General features: G+C 64.8%; 17 protein-coding genes. 9 read left to right on the forward strand and 8 right to left on the reverse strand.

The annotated features are described in order from the left end of the window. Positions 1-31: 31 nt before the first annotated feature. Together GGR44_RS13580 and GGR44_RS13585 are read left to right on the forward strand one after the other, a co-directional pair. The gene (locus tag GGR44_RS13580; RefSeq protein WP_183956066.1) at positions 32-1,012 is read left to right on the forward strand and encodes a cupin-like domain-containing protein; all 981 of its coding nucleotides are present in this window, start codon (positions 32-34) and stop codon (positions 1,010-1,012) included. 263 nt (positions 1,013-1,275) lie between these two features. Continuing rightward, complete coding sequence (locus GGR44_RS13585) at positions 1,276-1,443, forward strand: hypothetical protein (RefSeq protein ID WP_183956067.1); 168 nt, start codon at positions 1,276-1,278, stop codon at positions 1,441-1,443. Positions 1,444-1,457: 14 nt separating this feature from the next. Here GGR44_RS13585 and GGR44_RS13590 read toward each other — a convergent pair whose 3' ends face one another. Continuing rightward, a complete protein-coding gene (locus GGR44_RS13590; RefSeq protein WP_183956068.1) occupies positions 1,458-1,736 on the reverse strand; it encodes a chorismate mutase in 279 nt (92 codons plus the stop codon). A 98-nt stretch (positions 1,737-1,834) separates the two neighbouring features. Between GGR44_RS13590 and GGR44_RS13595 the strand changes: the two genes are divergently transcribed. Together GGR44_RS13595 and GGR44_RS13600 are read left to right on the forward strand one after the other, a co-directional pair. After that, positions 1,835-2,860, forward strand: coding sequence for a polyprenyl synthetase family protein (locus tag GGR44_RS13595; protein ID WP_183956069.1), 1,026 nt, complete (start codon positions 1,835-1,837; stop codon positions 2,858-2,860). Between the two features lie 114 nt (positions 2,861-2,974). Then, entirely contained in the window at positions 2,975-3,754 is a 780-nt protein-coding gene (locus GGR44_RS13600; RefSeq protein ID WP_183956070.1) for a TSUP family transporter, read from the forward strand. Positions 3,755-3,762: 8 nt separating this feature from the next. Here GGR44_RS13600 and GGR44_RS13605 read toward each other — a convergent pair whose 3' ends face one another. Beyond that, positions 3,763-4,209 carry a nuclear transport factor 2 family protein gene (locus tag GGR44_RS13605; protein ID WP_183956071.1) on the reverse strand — a complete coding sequence of 149 codons (447 nt, stop codon included), beginning with the start codon at positions 4,207-4,209 and terminating at the stop codon, positions 3,763-3,765. Positions 4,210-4,323: 114 nt separating this feature from the next. On the opposite strand from GGR44_RS13605, the gene hrpB reads away from it, so the two are divergent. Both hrpB and GGR44_RS13615 read left to right on the forward strand, forming a co-directional pair. Further along, the gene (gene hrpB / locus GGR44_RS13610) at positions 4,324-6,762 is read left to right on the forward strand and encodes an ATP-dependent helicase HrpB (protein WP_183956072.1); all 2,439 of its coding nucleotides are present in this window, start codon (positions 4,324-4,326) and stop codon (positions 6,760-6,762) included. Between the two features lie 55 nt (positions 6,763-6,817). Further along, positions 6,818-7,096: an ETC complex I subunit gene (locus tag GGR44_RS13615; RefSeq protein ID WP_183956073.1), complete on the forward strand. Its 279-nt coding sequence runs from the start codon at positions 6,818-6,820 to the stop codon at positions 7,094-7,096. Positions 7,097-7,102: 6 nt separating this feature from the next. Here the strand turns inward: GGR44_RS13615 and GGR44_RS13620 are convergent, their stop codons facing one another. Continuing rightward, the gene (locus tag GGR44_RS13620) at positions 7,103-7,636 is read right to left on the reverse strand and encodes a Pycsar system effector family protein (RefSeq protein WP_183956074.1); all 534 of its coding nucleotides are present in this window, start codon (positions 7,634-7,636) and stop codon (positions 7,103-7,105) included. A gap of 126 nt (positions 7,637-7,762) precedes the next feature. Between GGR44_RS13620 and GGR44_RS13625 the strand changes: the two genes are divergently transcribed. The 3 genes from GGR44_RS13625 (at position 7,763) to GGR44_RS13635 (ending at position 11,328) form a co-directional block, all read left to right on the forward strand. Beyond that, positions 7,763-8,008, forward strand: coding sequence for an acyl carrier protein (locus GGR44_RS13625; RefSeq protein ID WP_183956075.1), 246 nt, complete (start codon positions 7,763-7,765; stop codon positions 8,006-8,008). Between the two features lie 49 nt (positions 8,009-8,057). Then, positions 8,058-9,272 (forward strand): serine palmitoyltransferase, encoded by a 1,215-nt coding sequence (gene spt / locus GGR44_RS13630; RefSeq protein WP_183956076.1) that lies wholly within the window; start codon positions 8,058-8,060, stop codon positions 9,270-9,272. 70 nt (positions 9,273-9,342) lie between these two features. Beyond that, positions 9,343-11,328 carry an ATP-binding protein gene (locus tag GGR44_RS13635; RefSeq protein ID WP_183956077.1) on the forward strand — a complete coding sequence of 662 codons (1,986 nt, stop codon included), beginning with the start codon at positions 9,343-9,345 and terminating at the stop codon, positions 11,326-11,328. On the opposite strand, the gene GGR44_RS13640 is transcribed toward GGR44_RS13635, so the two are convergent. The 5 genes from GGR44_RS13640 to GGR44_RS13660 are packed head-to-tail and all read right to left on the reverse strand — an operon-like array spanning position 11,285 to position 16,793. After that, positions 11,285-12,181: a hypothetical protein gene (locus GGR44_RS13640; protein ID WP_183956078.1), complete on the reverse strand. Its 897-nt coding sequence runs from the start codon at positions 12,179-12,181 to the stop codon at positions 11,285-11,287. The genes GGR44_RS13635 and GGR44_RS13640 overlap by 44 nt on opposite strands. Positions 12,182-12,224: 43 nt before the next feature. After that, the gene (locus tag GGR44_RS13645) at positions 12,225-13,517 is read right to left on the reverse strand and encodes a cytochrome P450 (protein WP_183956079.1); all 1,293 of its coding nucleotides are present in this window, start codon (positions 13,515-13,517) and stop codon (positions 12,225-12,227) included. 36 nt (positions 13,518-13,553) lie between these two features. Then, positions 13,554-14,777, reverse strand: a complete 1,224-nt coding sequence (locus GGR44_RS13650) for a cytochrome P450 (protein ID WP_183956080.1) — start codon at positions 14,775-14,777, stop codon at positions 13,554-13,556. A 35-nt stretch (positions 14,778-14,812) separates the two neighbouring features. Then, entirely contained in the window at positions 14,813-15,376 is a 564-nt protein-coding gene (locus GGR44_RS13655) for a 3-phenylpropionate/cinnamic acid dioxygenase subunit beta (protein WP_183956081.1), read from the reverse strand. A gap of 31 nt (positions 15,377-15,407) precedes the next feature. After that, positions 15,408-16,793 carry a Rieske 2Fe-2S domain-containing protein gene (locus tag GGR44_RS13660; protein ID WP_183956082.1) on the reverse strand — a complete coding sequence of 462 codons (1,386 nt, stop codon included), beginning with the start codon at positions 16,791-16,793 and terminating at the stop codon, positions 15,408-15,410. Positions 16,794-16,819 lie beyond the last annotated feature (26 nt).

The raw sequence follows: 16,819 nt of genomic DNA on the forward strand, positions 1-16,819 counted from the left end.
GAACGTCATGTTTCAGGATTAATGACCCGCAATGAAGAAACCCGGCCCTACCCCGCCTCTCCCCGCCCTGCCCGGCACGGGCGGCGACCTGCGGCTGCAAATGGCCCTGCGCCAGATCGGCTTCGATCCCCGGCAGACTGAACCCAGGGCGCAACCGCAGCCCCGTCAAGCCAAGGCGCAACCATTGCCGCCAGCCGATGACAGTCGAGCCCTCAAACGTCGCGAATGGCTGCTCGACACGATGGAGCGTCAACGGGCGCTGTCCCCCTATGCTTCCGGCCTGCTGACCGCCGAAAATCTGTCCACCGACCAGTTCCTCCACGAATTCTACGCACCCGGCCGCCCGGTCGTGATCAAGGGAGCGATGGCAGACTGGCCCGCCCTGGCGCGCTGGACGCCCGATTATCTGGCCGACCTGATCGGCGAGGCGCTCGTGGAGTTTCAGGGCGGGCGCGACGGCGCGGGCGACTATGAGTTGATGAAGGACCGGCACAGGCGCCGCGCGCCCTTTCGCCAATTCATCGCCCTCGCGCGCGATGGCGGCAACGACGCCTACCTGACCGCCTATAACAGCGCCGCCAATGGCGCGGCGCTGGCGCCGTTGCAGGCTGACCTTGGTCATCCCGACGCCTATCTGGCGCGCGCGCCGGGCATGCTGTGGATTGGCGGTGCGGGCGCGTTCACCCCGCTGCATTTCGACCTCACCAACAATATGCTGGCGCAAGTGACGGGCGCCAAGCAGATCATCCTGATTCCGCCGTCACAGACCCGCCACCTGGCCCATGACCGCCATGTGTTCAGCGATGTCCACGACATCACCGACCCCGAGCGCATCGCCCTTTATCCGGCGGCCCGCGACCTGCTCCGTTATGAGGTGCGGCTGACACCCGGCGACCTGCTGTTCATTCCCATTGGCTGGTGGCATCAGGTGCGGTCGGAAAGTTTCAGCACAATGCTGACCTATACGGGCTTCCGCTGGCCCAATGCGGGCCACGAAACCTATCCGGGCTGACCGCCTGTTTGGAAATGCGCCTTTGGCGCATCCGCACCGGCCCACACCCCCACCCGGCCACCCATCAGAATACCATGTCTGGGCGGCCGGGTGGGGGTGTGGGCCGGTGCCGCATCGAAAATGCGCTCTTCCGCGCATTTTCCAAACAGGCGCTGACCGCTTTGCCGCAGCGACGGCGCGCTCCGTCGCCGTGCCTCGATCTTGCGCGGATCTTCCTGCCACGATCGGCATTTCCTCCCTCGCACTTGCGGGAGATGATTGAAATGCAGCACAATTTTGACCGGGTTTATTTCGAGCAAGGCCTTTCGCGCAACCTTTACCTGGCCCAACAGGCCACCGATCCCGGCGTCGCCGCCTGCCACCATTCGCTGGCCCAGCTCTATGCAATCATATTGGAGGCCGTCGCCCCTGTGCCCGCCGCGACCGACTGAACGCCGCGGACAGTTCAGCCCTCGCGCAGCCTTTCATGATGGCGAATCACCTCATCAATGATGAAGCGCAGGAATTTTTCGGTGAAATCGGGGTCCAGCCGCGCGTCGAGCGCCAACTGGCGCAGGCGCGCAATCTGCCGCTCCTCCCGCCCCGGATCGGCGGGCGGCAATTGATGGATCGCCTTATATTCGCCCACGGCCTGCGTCACCTTGAACCGTTCGGCCAGCATGAACACCAGCGCCGCGTCGATATTGTCGATGCTTTCCCGATAGCGATTGAGCGTTTCGTCCACTGCCGTCCTCCCGTTGCGGTCGCGCTTTTTGCCCGTTCCTTCGCGGGAGGCAAGCTATTCCGCTTGCCAAGCCCGTTCCGCGCGGCCACATGGCGGCCATGACCGCCGCAGCATCCGACAATGTCCAGTCGCTCCGCCGTTCCGGGCCGCCCTCCCTCGACCCCATGATGGCTCTGGTCGCCGACGGCATGAACCAGGTGAACGCCGTCATCCTCGACCGGATGCAGTCGCGGATCCCGCTCATCCCGGAACTGGCCGGCCACCTGATCGCGGGCGGAGGCAAGCGGATGCGGCCGATGCTGACGCTCGCCTGTTCAGAATTGCTGGGCTATGCGGGCACACGCCATTACAAGCTGGCCGCCGCCGTCGAATTCATCCACACCGCCACCCTGCTGCACGACGATGTCGTCGACGGGTCGGGCCTGCGCCGCGGGCGCAAGACCGCCAACATCATCTGGGGCAACAGCGCCAGCGTGCTGGTCGGCGACTTCCTCTTTTCCCGCTCCTTCGAACTGATGGTCGAGGCCGAGTCGCTCAAGGTGCTGAAAATCCTGTCGGGCGCTTCGGCGATCATCGCGGAGGGCGAGGTCAACCAGTTGTCCGCCCAGCGCCGAATCGACACGAGCGAGGAACAATATCTCGACATCATCGGCGCCAAGACCGCCGCGCTGTTCGCCGCCGCCTGCCGCATTTCGGCCGTGGTCGCCGAACGGGACGAAACGCAGGAAACCGCGCTGGACACCTATGGCCGTTATCTGGGCATCGCGTTCCAACTGGTGGACGACGCCCTTGACTATGAATCGGATGGCGCGACCATGGGCAAGGACGCTGGCGACGATTTCCGCGACGGCAAGGTGACGTTGCCCGTCATCCTCGCTTATGCGCGCGGCAGTGATGAAGACCGCGCCTTCTGGAAAGCGGCCATCGCCGGACACAAGATCAGCGATGACGATCTGGCCCGCGCCACCGGCCTGCTGCGCCGCACCGGCGCCATATCCGACACGCTGGCCCGCGCCCGCCATTATGGCCAGCGCGCTATCGACGCCATCGCCATCTTCCCCCAGGGTCGCGCCCGCGATGCGCTGACCGAAGCGGTCGAGTTCGCCATCGCCCGCGCCTATTGACGGTGCTGCGGCAGGCCTGAGGGGCCAGCCTGCATGATCTGGCGCATTTCCTCGCGCCGTTCGTCTGGTTGAGCGCATACGCCTTCTCCTTCCAGCCCACCGGGCGGAGCATCCATGATCCTGTCGCCCGAAACCCTCGCCTTCCTGACCGCGGCCGCGATGATCGCCGCCTGTATCGACGCGATGGCGGGCGGCGGCGGGCTGATCTCGCTCCCCGCTTTGATGGCGGCGGGGGTGCCGCCGGTCGCGGCGGTCGCCACCAACAAACTGCAATCGTCGATCGGCACGGCCGGGGCCTGCTGGGCCTATGCGCGGGCGGGCCATATGGACCTTGCCGCCTATCGCTGGCCGGTGATCGCCGCGTTCCTGGGGTCGGTCGGGGGGGCTTGGCTGCTCCAGCGGGTCGATCCGTCGATCCTCGCGGGCCTCATGCCCGCGCTGCTGATCGCCATCGCGGCCTATTTCACCTTCGGTCCGCGCGCAGCCGATTTTGACCGAAAGCAGCGTGTTGGCATGGGCCTGCTGGGCCTGTTGATCGGCGTCATCGGCTTTTACGACGGCTTTTTCGGGCCGGGCGCGGGCGCATTCTACGCCACCATCTTCCTCGCGCTGGGCGGCCTTTCGCTGCTGCGCGCCACCGCCCAGACCAAGGCGGCGAACCTCGCCAGCAACATCGCCGGGCTGCTGACCATGGTCGCGGGTGGCCATGTGTTGTGGATCGCCGGGCTTTGCATGGCGGCGGGCAGCATCGTCGGCGGCCAGATCGGTTCGCACCTCGCGATGCGGTTCGGCGGCAGGCTGATCCGCCCGTTGCTGATCCTGATGTCGCTGGCGCTGACCGCGAAGATGGTGATCGACCCCAAAAACCCGATCCACATCTACCTGTCGGGCTGAGGCGCGCTTCAGCCGGTCTTGACGTCCAGCCGCGTCAGCCGCGACCGGGCGATGCGCCATACGCCGTCCACCCGGCGATAGTGCTCATGATAATGACCGGTTCCGTGGACGATCAGCGTGGAGCGGTCGGCGGTCCAGACGATATCCTCCATCGCGATCACGCCATGGGCGTCATCCGGCCCGTCAATGGTGATTTCATGGCAGTGGCCATGATGGGTGGTGCGCAGCGCGGTAACGGCCCCCTCGATGAAAGCGGCGATAGCTTCGCCGCCCCTCACAATCGCGTCCTCGCCGCCCTGCGGTTCGATGCTGAGCGCCGTCCGCGCGTCGAACGTGGCGTCATCGGTAAAGATGGTGCGCATCCCCGCCCAGTCCTTGCCATCCATGAAACGGAAATAGCGCGCCTTGAGCTGCTTGATCTCCTCGATCGCCCAGAGCTTTTCAATCAGGTCCATGCCCATCCTCCCATCATCATTGCCCGTTGACCCTAACATGCGCCGCCCACCGGCGCGGCTGTAGGAAATCAGGGGGTATTGCGGCCCGCGCCATTTGCGGCGACAGGGGCAGGCGTGACCGAACTGCCGATCAACGCCGTCCTGCCCGACCTGCTCGCCGCCCTGTCGCGCGGCAGCAACGCCGTGCTGGTCGCCCCGCCGGGCGCGGGCAAGACCACGGCAGTCGCACCCGCCCTGCTGGATCAGCCATGGTGCACGGGGCAGGTTCTGCTGCTCTCCCCCCGCCGTCTCGCCGCCCGCGCGGCGGCCGAGCGCATCGCCGAACTGATGGGAGAGCAGCCGGGCGGCACGGTCGGCTACGCCACGCGCATGGACAGCAAATCCTCCGCCCGCACCCGCATGCTGGTGCTGACCGAGGGGATTTTCGTCCGCCGGATTCAGGACGACCCGGAACTCGCCGGGGTGTCAGCGGTGCTGTTCGATGAAGTGCATGAACGCAGCCTCGACAGCGATTTCGGCCTTGCTCTCGCGCTCGACGCGCAGGCGGCCTTGCGCCCCGACCTGCGGATCGTGCCAATGTCCGCCACGCTGGACGGCGCGCGCTTCGCCGCCTTGCTGGACAACGCGCCAGTGGTCGAGAGCGAAGGCCGCATCCAGCCGCTGGAGCTGCGCCATGTCGGTCGCAACGCTGAAAAGCGGATTGAGGATGAAATGGCCGCCGCCATCCGCCGCGCGCTGATCGAGGAATCCGATGGCGACATTCTCGCCTTCCTGCCCGGCGTCGCCGAAATCGAGCGGACGGCCGAGCGGATCGAAGGCATCGCCGCCACCGTCCACAAACTCCACGGCAGCCTCGACCCCGGCGCCCAGCGCGCCGCCATCCGTCCTGCGCCCGATCGCAAGGTCATCCTCGCCACCTCCATCGCCGAAACCAGCCTGACCATCGACGGCGTGCGGATCGTCGTCGACAGCGGCCTTGCCCGCCGCCCCCGCTATGATCGCGCCGCCGGGGTCACCCGCCTCGTCACCGAACGCGCCAGCCAGGCCAGCGCCACGCAGCGGGCCGGGCGCGCCGCGCGCCAGCGGCCGGGCGTCGCCTATCGCCTGTGGGAAGCCGCCGCCAGTGCCGGGATGCCACCGTTCGACCCGCCGGAAATATTGGAGAGCGATCTTTCCGCCCTGCTGCTCGATTGCGCGCTTTGGGGGGTGAGCGATCCCGCCAGCCTACGCTGGCTCGACCCGCCGCCCGCCGCCGCCATCACCGAAGCGCGATCCCGCTTGTCCAGTCTGGAGGCCATTGACGACGATGGCCGCATCACCGCCCATGGCCGCGCGCTGGCGAAACTGCCGGTTGCGCCGCGCATCGGCCATATGCTGGTGCGCGCGGGCGAAATGGGGCTGGGCGACGTGGCGGCGGAGGTCGCCGTGCTGCTGGGCGAACGCGGCATTGGCGGGCAGGATGCCGACCTGACGCAGCGCCGCATCCGCTGGCGTCGGGAAAGCGGCAAGCGGGCCGATGCCGCGCGGGCCATGGCGAAACGCTGGGCGCGGCTGGCGCCATCGGGCGGTGACGCGCCGCCGACCGATCAGGCAATCGGTCTGTGCCTGGCGCTGGCCTTCCCCGACCGGGTGGCGAAGCGCCGGTCGGCTGACGGCGGCGATTGGGCGAGCGTTGGCGGGCGCGGCTTCCGCCTCGATCCGCTGTCGCCGCTGGCGCGGGAGGACTGGCTGGCCGTCGGCGAGGTGCAGGGCAGCGCCGCGGGCGCGCGCATATTGTCGGCCGCGCCGATCAGTGAGGCCGATGTGCTGCGCCTGTTCGGCGAACGGGTTCGGGAGCATCGCACCGTCCGCTTCCGTCCCGACAATGGCGGGGTGGAGGCGCTGCGCGAGCGGCGGCTGGGGTCGCTGCGCCTGTCTTCGGGGTCGGATGACCGGCCCGACCCGCAGGCCGTTGCCGATGCGCTGCTCGCGGGCGTGCGGCAGGGCGGCCTTCCCCTGCTGCCATGGTCCGACCCGGCCCGTTCGCTCAGGACACGTGCGGCCTTCGCCGGGGTGGCGGCGCTGTCGGACGAGGCGCTGATGGCCGGCATCGACCAATGGCTGCCGCCGCTGCTCGTCGGCCGCCGCCGCCTGTCCGACATCGACCGGTCGCAACTGTCGGGCGTGCTGGAAGGCCTGCTGGGCTGGGACGGCAAGCAAGCGGTCGAGCGACTCGCCCCGCCCGCCTTCCGCTCGCCCGCAGGGTCCAGCCATGAAATCGACTATGCCGCCGAAGGGGGGCCAAGGGTGGAACTGCGCGTGCAGGCGCTCTTTGGCCTGGCGGAACATCCAACCGTGGGCAGCGCCCGCATTCCCTTGGTCCTCTCCCTCACCTCACCCGCCGGCCGCCCGATCCAGACGACCCGAGACCTGCCCGGCTTCTGGGCCGGAAGCTGGAACGCCGTCGCCAAGGAGATGCGCGGCCGTTATCCCCGCCACCCCTGGCCCGACGATCCGGCGGCGGCCAGCGCCACATTGCGCACCAAAAATGCCGACGCCCGGCGCACCCCTTGACTTGACGATCGGGCTTGGTGCAACGCACAATCACCAGTTACCGGAGTCTTTCGCGATGACCGCGCGTATTTACCAGATCCAGAAGAACGCCCTGCAATCGGGCAAGGCGCTGACCCATAAATGGGTGCTGGAATATGCCCCCGCCGAAGCGAAGAAGCCCGATCCGCTGACCGGCTGGGCGGGCTCTGGCGACACAAAGCAGCAGTTGAGGCTCAGCTTCCCCTCGCAGGAGGCCGCCGTCGCCTACGCCCGCAAGCAGGGCGTGCCCTACACCGTTATCGCGACCCCGCCCAAGACGCTGAAGTTGCAGGCCTACGCGGATAATTTCCGGTAAGCTGCGTCAGGCGATGGCCAGTTCGACCGCAAGCGCGACGAAGCTGGCGATCACCCCGACCAGAAACAGCCGGTAGGCATAGCCCAGCCAGCGATATTTCCTGCGCTGAAGCACCCGGCCATTCTGATGCAGATCGCGCAACATGGTCCGGCACAGGCTGGCGTCGTCGGTGACGAGGTTCATCACCCGGTCGGTAAAGTCCTTCTCATCCAGTGCGCTGAAAATCCCGAAGAAAAGCAGATTGTCGCCCTCGCCGACTGCCCCATCGCCCACGCGCGGAACGCTGGGCAGCACCGCCATGATGGCGCAGATCGCCGCCAGAAACACTGCGACCGCCAATATCGCGATGGGCGCCATCAGGCGTCCCGCGCGCAGTTGCCCGATGCACAGGGTAAAAATGACCATGGAGGCGCCGATCAGCATATTGGCCTTCTGGTCCGCCATCTGGCTGAGCTGCATATGGGTGGTCACCGCCGTGCGGATCAGGTGGACGGCATTGGGAACCGGCCGGGCGCCATCAGGTTCGATCATGCTGGCCATAATTTCGCGCCTTCCCACCTTCGCGCCGCATAGCGGCACCATCATGCCCGATTGCCGCCTTATTCGCTTGCCAAATACCGGCCCGCGCGGGCAAAAGCCCCACTTTCAGGGAAAGCTCAAGAGCATATGACGGATCGCCAGCCCATTTTCGACACAGTCGCCGCACAGATCGCCCCATTCAACAAAAAGGGCATCGAACTGACCGACGCGACCAGCTTCGCCACCGATCTGGAGTGGGACAGCCTGACCGTCATGGATTTCGTCGCGGCGATCGAGGATGAATTCGACATCATCATCACCATGAACATGCAGGCCGAAATCGAAACGGTCGGCCAACTGGTCGACGCGGTGATGAAGCTGCAGGCCGCCTGACGCATCCCGCCATCCATGGATGGCTGAAGAACCCGAACGGACATTTTTGATGACCAACAGCCGCGACCTTTTTTCCAAGTTCGACGCCCTGATCGCAGAGCGCGAGGCGCTGCTCGCCACCGGTGTGCGCGACCCCTTCGCCATCGTCATGGATGAAGTGAAGTCGCCCACCCTTGCCGTCATCAAGGGCAAGGACACGATCCTGCTGGGCACCTATAATTACATGGGCATGACTTTCGATCCCGACGTCGTGGCGGCGGGCAAGAAAGCTCTGGACGATTTCGGCGCGGGCACGACCGGCAGCCGCGTGCTCAACGGCACTTATCAGGGGCATCGGGAAGTCGAAGACGCGCTGAAGGAATTTTACGGCACCTCGTCGGCCATGGTGTTTTCGACCGGCTATCAGGCCAATCTGGGCATGATTTCCACGCTGGCGGGCAAGGGCGACTATGTCGTGCTGGACGCCGACAGCCACGCCTCCATCTATGACGGCTGTTTTCTGGGCGACGCCGAAATCGTCCGTTTCCGCCACAACAGCGTCGAGGATCTGAACAAACGTCTCGGGCGCCTGCCCGCCGACGCGCTGAAGCTGGTGGTGCTGGAAGGCGTCTATTCGATGCTGGGCGACGTCGCCCCCCTGCCCCAAATGGTCGCGGCCGTCCGCAGCCACGAAAACTGCATGATCCTGGTCGACGAAGCCCATGGCATGGGCTTTTTCGGCGCGCATGGCCGGGGCGTCTATGAGGAGCAGGGCGTCGAGAAGGACGTCGATTTCGTCGTTGGCACCTTCTCCAAATCAGTGGGGACGGTCGGCGGCTTCTGTGTTTCCAACCACCCCAAATTCGAGATTTTGCGCCTCGTCTGCCGCCCTTATGTCTTCACCGCGTCGCTTCCGCCCAGCGTCGTCGCAACCGCCGCGACCAGCATCCGCAAGTTGATGCATGCGGGCGAAAAGCGCGCGCATCTGTGGAAGAACAGCCAAAGGCTGCACAAGGGGCTGACCGATCTCGGCTTCACCCTGGGGACGAAGGAACCGCAATCGGCGATCATCGCCGTCATCCTCACCGATCAGGCGCAGGCCGTGGCGATGTGGCAGACGCTGCTGGAGCTGGGCCTTTACGTTAACATGGCGCGCCCGCCCGCGACACCGGCCGGCACCTTTTTGCTGCGCTGCTCGCTATGCGCGGAACATAGCGACGAACAGGTCGGCCAGATCATCGGTATTTTCGAGGCGGCTGGCCGCGCCGTGGGCGTGATCGCCTGACAGGGTGCGGACCGGACTGGCGGAACGGATGGCTTTTGCGATGCCTTCCCTTCGTCTAGGATAGTCGACCATGGTGGCTTTCCGATCCGAAAATGATGGCGGGTGGCGGGAAAGACTGGCCCGCGCCCTGCCCCTCATTTTGGGCTTCATGCTCGCTGGCGCGCTTGGCGCGTTGCTCTTTGGCGCCTCGACGGCGCAGGAAGATCATCAGCGCGCGCTCGACGCCCAGCGCCGCAGCATGGAGGTGATCGCTCTCGTTCGTCAGTTGGAGGCCACCACCGCACGCGCGGAAGCGACGCTGGCCCGCTATGTCATCAGCCTCGATCCCGATACCGGCCGTCTGTATCAGGCGCAATGGCGCGCGGCGGCCGGGCAATTGCGCAGCCTGGCCTATGCGACGCGCCGCTCGCCCGAACAACAGGCCAATGTCCGCGCCTTGCAGGTCGCCTTCGATGAGCGCGGCAAGCGGCTGGCGGAAATCGGCCTGCGCACCACGTACGACCAGAAAATGGCGGCGTTGGCGAAATTCCATGCCGCCGGAACATCGGACGACCTGCGCCGCATCATATTGTCGCTCGACCGGGTGAGCGCCACCGAGAAGCAGCGACTGGAAGAACGCAGCATGGCGGTGGATGCGGCGGGCGACCGCACCGTCCGCGTCAGCCAGACGTCCCGCCTTCTGGGGCTGACGCTGCTGGCCTGCGTCCTTTTTGCCTTCTGGATCGCGCAGATCGCCTATAGCGAGCGCCGCAAGGCTAATAATGAAGCTGAAGCCGAAAGCGAACGCGCCGACCGGCTGGAAACGGCGGTGGCCCAGCGGACACAGGAATTGCGCGAGGCGAACGAAGCCCTGCGTCGCGAGGCCGCCGAGCGCGAAGCTGCCGAGGAACATTTGCGTCAGGTGCACAAGCTGGACGCGGTGGGTCAGTTGACCGGCGGTATCGCCCATGATTTCAACAATATGCTGGCGGTCGTCGTCGGCGGTCTGGAACTCGCCCGGCGCAAGCTGCGGCTGAAACCCGACGACGCCGAACGCCATATCGACAACGCCATGGAGGGCGCATCTCGCGCGTCGGCGCTGACCCGGCGGCTGCTGGCCTTTGCCCGGTCCGAACCGCTGTTGCCCAGCGCGATTTCACCCGACGCTTTGCTGGAGGGCATGGCGGACCTGATCGACCGGACGATCGGCGACCAGATCATCGTCACGATCAACGGGCGGGCTGCCGGATGGCGCATCTTCGTCGACCGGCACCAGATGGAAAACGCCTTGCTGAACCTGTGCGTCAACGCCCGTGACGCCATGGACGGGCGCGGGACGCTGAGCATCGAAACCACGCAGGCGCCGCTGGCCGAGGCGGAGATCGGCGAGTGCCCGGCGGGCGACTATGTGCGGCTCACCGTCCGCGACACTGGCTGCGGCATGACGCCGCAGGTGCTGGCCCGCGTGTTCGAACCCTTTTTCACGACCAAGCCGGTGGGCAAGGGCACCGGCCTGGGGCTCAGCCAGATTTTCGGCTTCGTTCGCCAGAGTCATGGCGAAATCCGTATCGAATCCGAACCAGGACAGGGAACCGCCGTCCATATTTACCTGCCGCGTCACCGCGCCAGCGCGCAGGAAGCGGACGAGCAGGCGCAATCCGCCGCGACCGACGAAACCCGCCATCCCCCCACGCGCATCCTGGTGGTGGAGGATGATCCGCGCGTGCTCAAACAGACGCTGGCCGCCGTCGCGGAACTCGGCCATTTGCCGGTCCCGTGCGAACATCCCGCACGGGCCGCCAAATTGCTGGCCAGCCATGGCGACATTGGCCTCATCATCAGCGACGTGCTCATGCCCGACATGACCGGACCGGAAATGGTCTGCGCCTTGCCCGAAGCCTTTTCCGATATTCCGGTGCTGTTCGTCACCGGCTATGCCGGCGACAGCATGGACAGCGCCCAATTCGGCGGCCATCCGGTGTTGCGCAAACCCTATACGCTGATCAGCCTGTCGCGCGCGGTGGCGACCGCACTTACCGGATCGCGCCTCCCCGGAACAGTCGCGGCAGCAGAGTGATCGCGCCGACCAGCGGCCAGCGCCGCTGCCATGGTTTGATGACGATGGCGGTCCCGGCGTGGCGGTTGATCTTCCACGCCAGATAGTCGATGCCGCCAGCGAATGTGAAGCTGGCCTTGGCCAGCCGCACGACCGACAGCCATTTGCCCCGGCGCTGCAACTGGCGCCAGCGCCGCCTCGCCCGCGCGGGCGACAGGCGATAAGGCGCGTCGCCAATCATTGCCAGCGCCGCCTCGCCGACACGCGCATAGCGCGCGGGGTCGACATCGACGATCGACTGCGACCGCCCCTTCCGCTCGGCGCGAAGCTCGCCATTATAGGTCAGCGCAAAGCCGGCCTTCCACAGATCGGTAATTGCGTCGCCGCCCCCCTGCGCCATGGTCGGCAGGGTCATTTCCAGCAGCGTCGGCGCGGCGCGCGCGACCGCCGACACCGCAACCTCCCGCGCCATGTCGTCCGCCGCCCACACCAGCCGCGACGGCTGGGCAAAGCGCGCCCAGACCGAAATATTGTCGGCATCCCACCCGTTCAGCCGGGCGAAGTCGGCTTCACTGAGCACCGCATATTTGGCGATCAACCCGCCCTGCTCGAACGGAAAGACATTGGGCGGGATCAACCGGTTGGCGGTCGCCAGCCAGCTTTTGCCATAAGCGGCGCGATAGTCCGAAACGATCAGGTAGAAATCGAGCATCAGCCCGTCGAGACTGGCCTCGCGCAGGCATGAGCCGTAAAACAGCACGGCGCGGGCGGCATAGGGATATTGGTCCGCCAGCGCCCGCGCCATCGCGGTCACCCGCGGATCGACGGGCTCGGCCAGTTCGGCGGCAACGAGGGCAAAAAGATCATCGGACATCCGTGCCGCTGATACACGAGCGAAGCGCGATTGGCAGTCCCGATCAATCGGTGTCCCACACCACATGGATTGAATCGGCTCCACGCAGGTTCAGTCCGCGCACGAACGGCGCTTCATGATCCGGATCGAACCTCAGATTGGGCAGGTCGAGCAAGGCATCGAGCGCGACTTCTATCTCTGCAAGCGCCAGGTGCATGCCCATGCAGATATGGGGGCCGAACCCGAAGCTGAGCAGTGGACGCATCGGGCGCTGGATCCACAGTTCGTCGGGCCTTTCGTAGACTTCGGGATCATGGTTGGCCGAAGCGATCGAAAGCGATACCGCCGTGCCCTTGGCGATTTTCACATCGCCGATTTCCATGTCCTTCGCCGCGATCCTCGCCAATGCGGCAGCGGTCGGATCGCGCCGCATGGTCTCGTTGATCGCCTTGGGGATCAGCGAGCGATTCTGGCGGACCTCTTCAAGAACATCGGGCCTTTCGAGCAGTTGCACCATCATGTTGCCAAATGTGCGGCTGGTCGTTTCGCCGGCCGCCAGCAGCAACATTCGCACGAATGCGGTGATATCATCGTCGCTAAAGCGCCTGCCACCGATTTCGCTGCGCATCATGAAACCGATGACGTCGTCCTGATCGGTCCCTTCGGCGCGACGCGCAGCGACGATCGGCAGGATGATTTCGTGCATCCTGACGCCGGCGGCCATCGACGCGGGAACGGTGGTCCTGGCCAGTTCTGGATCGAACTGGGGCCCGGCCAGCACCTTCAGCGCAAGTCCGGCAAGTTCCTGCACCACACGCGGATCGTCAGGGAAGCCCAGGAAGGCGTAGGCGATGCGCAGCGGGAAGGGCAGCGCGAAATCGCGGATCAGGTCGGTGCGGCCAAGGGGCCGCATCCGGGCGATATATTCGTCCCGGATGATCGGGACGACCAGTTCATCCATCCGCCGGCGGATTTCAGGGCGGGAGAAGGGCTTCTGGATCAGCGCGCGATAGGTATCATGCACCTCGCCGTCCATGCCGGTGAACAGCATATTATCGACCGCCGCGCCGAAGCCTTCGGCGAGCAGGTAGCTTTGCCAGTTCACCGGATCCTTCAGGACGGCATGGACGTCCTTGTAACGGAACAGCGTGACGATGGGTCGGCCGGACCGCATGAAATCGGCCTGGCTGGGCACGCTGTATTCCGCCAGCACATCCCCATGCATGACCGGACATTTGCCGCGCCTTTCCGCGAGCATGGGATAGGGATTGGCGGGACAACTGCCGGAATAGCTGTCGCTCACCAGTTGATAGTCGCTCAGCATTTTGTCGAGCGGATCGATTGCATCAAGTCCCATGTCGGGTTCCTTCGTCAGGCGAGAGTCTGGTTCGCTTCAGCGCGACCAGACGAGCGGCAAGGCGAGCGGCTGGATCATACCCAGATGGAATTCCATCTCTACCCCCGGTTTAAGCTGGAACGGCGGTATGGCGGCAAGAAATTCGCTGATCGCGACCAGCAATTCGCGGCGGGCGAGATGCATGCCGAGGCACAAATGCGGTCCGCTGGCGAAACTGAGATGCTGGGGCATACGCGACAGGACGACGTTGCCCGGATTTGGCCAGGCTTCCGGATCGCGGCCGGCCAGGGTGGTCGACATCGCCACCTTGTCGCCCGGCTTCATGGTGATACCGGCGATCTCGATTTCCTTGACGCATGTGCGGAACGTGGTGACCGCTGCATAGGCGCGCAGCATCTCTTCAATGGCTTCGCGAATGGCGTCCGGGTTCTGGCGCAGGTATGCCTGATCCTCGGGATGGGTCGACAGATGCCAGAATTGCAGGCCAAGATTGGTCGAAACCGTGTCCAGACCCCCGATGAACAGATTGAAGGCGAAGCCCAACACTTCGTCGTCGCTCATGCGCACGCCATCCACTTCGGCATTGATGCCGAAGGTGATGAGATCCTCGCGCGGGTTGCGTTTGCGCTCGGCTATCTCGCTGCGCAGATAATCCACCACCTGGCGCGTCGCGGCCGCGATCTCTTCAAGATCCTTGCCGTGCAGCAGGTCGTTCTCCCAGATCATGAACTGTTTGGTCATGTCCTGCGGCAAGCCGATCAGATCGAGAATGACCTTGACCGGAAATTCGAATGCAAATTCACTCATGAACTCGCATTCGCCCTTTTCCTTGAAACGGTCGATATAAAGGCGCGCATAGTTCAGCACCTTTTCTTCCAGCGCGCGCACCGCCTTGGGCGTGAACAGCGGGAAGATCATGCTGCGATAGCGGCCATGCTTGGGCGGGTCCATTTCGGCGGGGACGTTGTACCAGGTTTCGCCCAGCAGCTTTGCGAACGGCGCGAAGCCCATATTCGAAAAATGAACATTGTCCTGATAAATCGCCGCCAGTTCGGCCGACCGCCGCACGATCCATGCCGGTCCTTCACCCGGATAGGCGTTCCGGGCGAAGAACACGGGCGGGAGATCATGTATCGGGGCGACCAGATCCGCATAAGGATCTCCCTTGTAGGTCTGACCGAATACGAACGGCCATTCAAGCACCAGTTCGGGCGGGACGTGGGACGGTATCGAGCGGTCCAGTTCAAAAGCGGTCGCCATACAAGTCTCTCCGGATTGTGGTTATCGGCCGTGGCTCAAAGGAAAATGGCGAGGTTGGGCATGCCCAGCACCACCTGGTCCAGCAGGATCGTCCTGCGCGACAGGAGGAAACGCTCGCCGTTCCAGCGCAGGCGGTCATTACGCTCCGCCGAAAGCTGCTTGTAATCCTTTGCATCCGCGCGGTTGCGCGTCAGCAGCAGGTAGCTCGAAACCTTATACTCATCGGGTATATCCGTTTCCCATATGGAGATGTTCGTGACGAAGCGGCGCGTGCGGGATGCCGGGTCTTCAGACCACGCGCTCTTGGTGCCGGTCAGTCGCTTGACCCGCGCCGTCATGGAGGCGTGATCGTCATCGAAATGGCCGATGGCGCCAAATTCGGTATCGAAGCCCTGGACGCGGCGGGTGAGTCGAACGGGCGCCTTGTAGACCAGATCTTCGGCCAGATAGGTCTGCCATTCGTCGAGCAGACGGTGATCCAGCAGGCGCGCTTCCCTGATATACCAGCCGGTGATCCGGTCGTGGATGGGGCTGCCATAGTCCACCTCGGTCAGAACCGCGCTCGAGGTTTCGGGGGTGATTTGCGTGGAAATCGACATCGATGATTCCTTTCGAACAGGCAGTTGCGGCTCAGGCTTCGGCGAGCATCAGGTCGCGGTAGGCAAGCCACCAGTTCCACTGGGCGTCGTCCTTGCTGAAACCGGAATAGACCTTCGCCTTGTCGGGCCAGTCGTCAGGGCGGGTTTCGCCCAGGATCGCCTGATATTTCAGCGTCTCGGTGCGGCCGATGACACCGCGGGCGGATTCGGACATGTGCGGCCAGGTGTCGCTGTCGTCCTGCTCGATGACGCCGGAGGTGCCGGTGCCCTGAGTAGCGGCGGCGCGCATCATCGCCTTGACCTCTTCCGGCGTGTCCTTTTCGGCAAAGAAGTAGGTCACCCACTCGAACTTTTCGGGCCCCTTGGGGTTGATGGAGTGCATGACCATCGCCGAACCCAGCGTTCCGTCGCGCAGCGGCGAGTAGATGAAGAGGAGGTTCACGTTGGGGAACATGCCGCCCACGACCGGCGGCGCCTTGGCGAAGACATGAAGCTGCTCTGCCGAGAGGTTCTTGCGAACCTGCGGCAGCAAATCCTTGGTGATGCCCGGAGGCGGCATGAGTTCAAGGCGCTCATCATCGGTCATGCCGGCGTGGGTCTTGCCGGCCATCATCGCCCAGCTGGTGTCGGCGGGGATGCAGCGCAGCGAATGGCCGTTGCCCGAGACATTGACGCCATACATGGCGGGTGCGCTTTCATGCTCGGTATTCTCCTCGCCCGCCATCGCGCCGCCTTCCAGCAGCGACTGGTGGAGGGTGAGGGTGTGAAAGCCGTCGCAGGCAGACTGTTCGCCGGCGGTCTTCCAGTTGGCGTCAATGGTCAGGCGCTGCGGCGGGCCCAGTATCTCCAGGCCCCCGTCGGTGCGGCAGAACAGCATGTCGTAATAAAACTTCATGTCGCCCAGGAAATCTTCCAGCGTGGGACCGTCATGGTTCCAGGTCGCGAAGACCAGGCCGCCATAGACGGTGACGCGCGCCTTCTTGAGGCCAAGCTGTTCCTTGGACTTGATCTCGCCGTGCATCTTCTCCTTTTCGATCGGCGCGCCGATGAAGCTGCCGTCGGGGCGGAAAGCCCAGCCGTGATAGATGCATTTGTGGACGCGCGCATTGCCGGAATCGGCGATGCAGATGTGCATCGCGCGGTGGGGGCAGACGTTGAGTGAAACATGGACCTGCCCGTCCGCCGCGCGTGCGACGATGACCTGATCCTCACCCATCAGGCGCACGACATAGTCGCCGACATTGGGGATTTCGCTCTCGTGACCCAGCAGGAGCCACGCCTTGGCGAAGATCCGCTCCATTTCGAGTTCATACAAGTCGGGATCATGGAGCGCGGCGACCGAAACCTCGCGATTTTCGACGTCGATCAGATCGCTGACGGGGTCGGACAGGAAGGTGGAGCGACGGTTGATACGCATGATGGTTCTCCTCTCGCAATCGGGTG

This window comes from Sphingobium fontiphilum (genome assembly GCF_014196635.1).
Lineage (GTDB): Bacteria > Pseudomonadota > Alphaproteobacteria > Sphingomonadales > Sphingomonadaceae > Sphingobium > Sphingobium fontiphilum.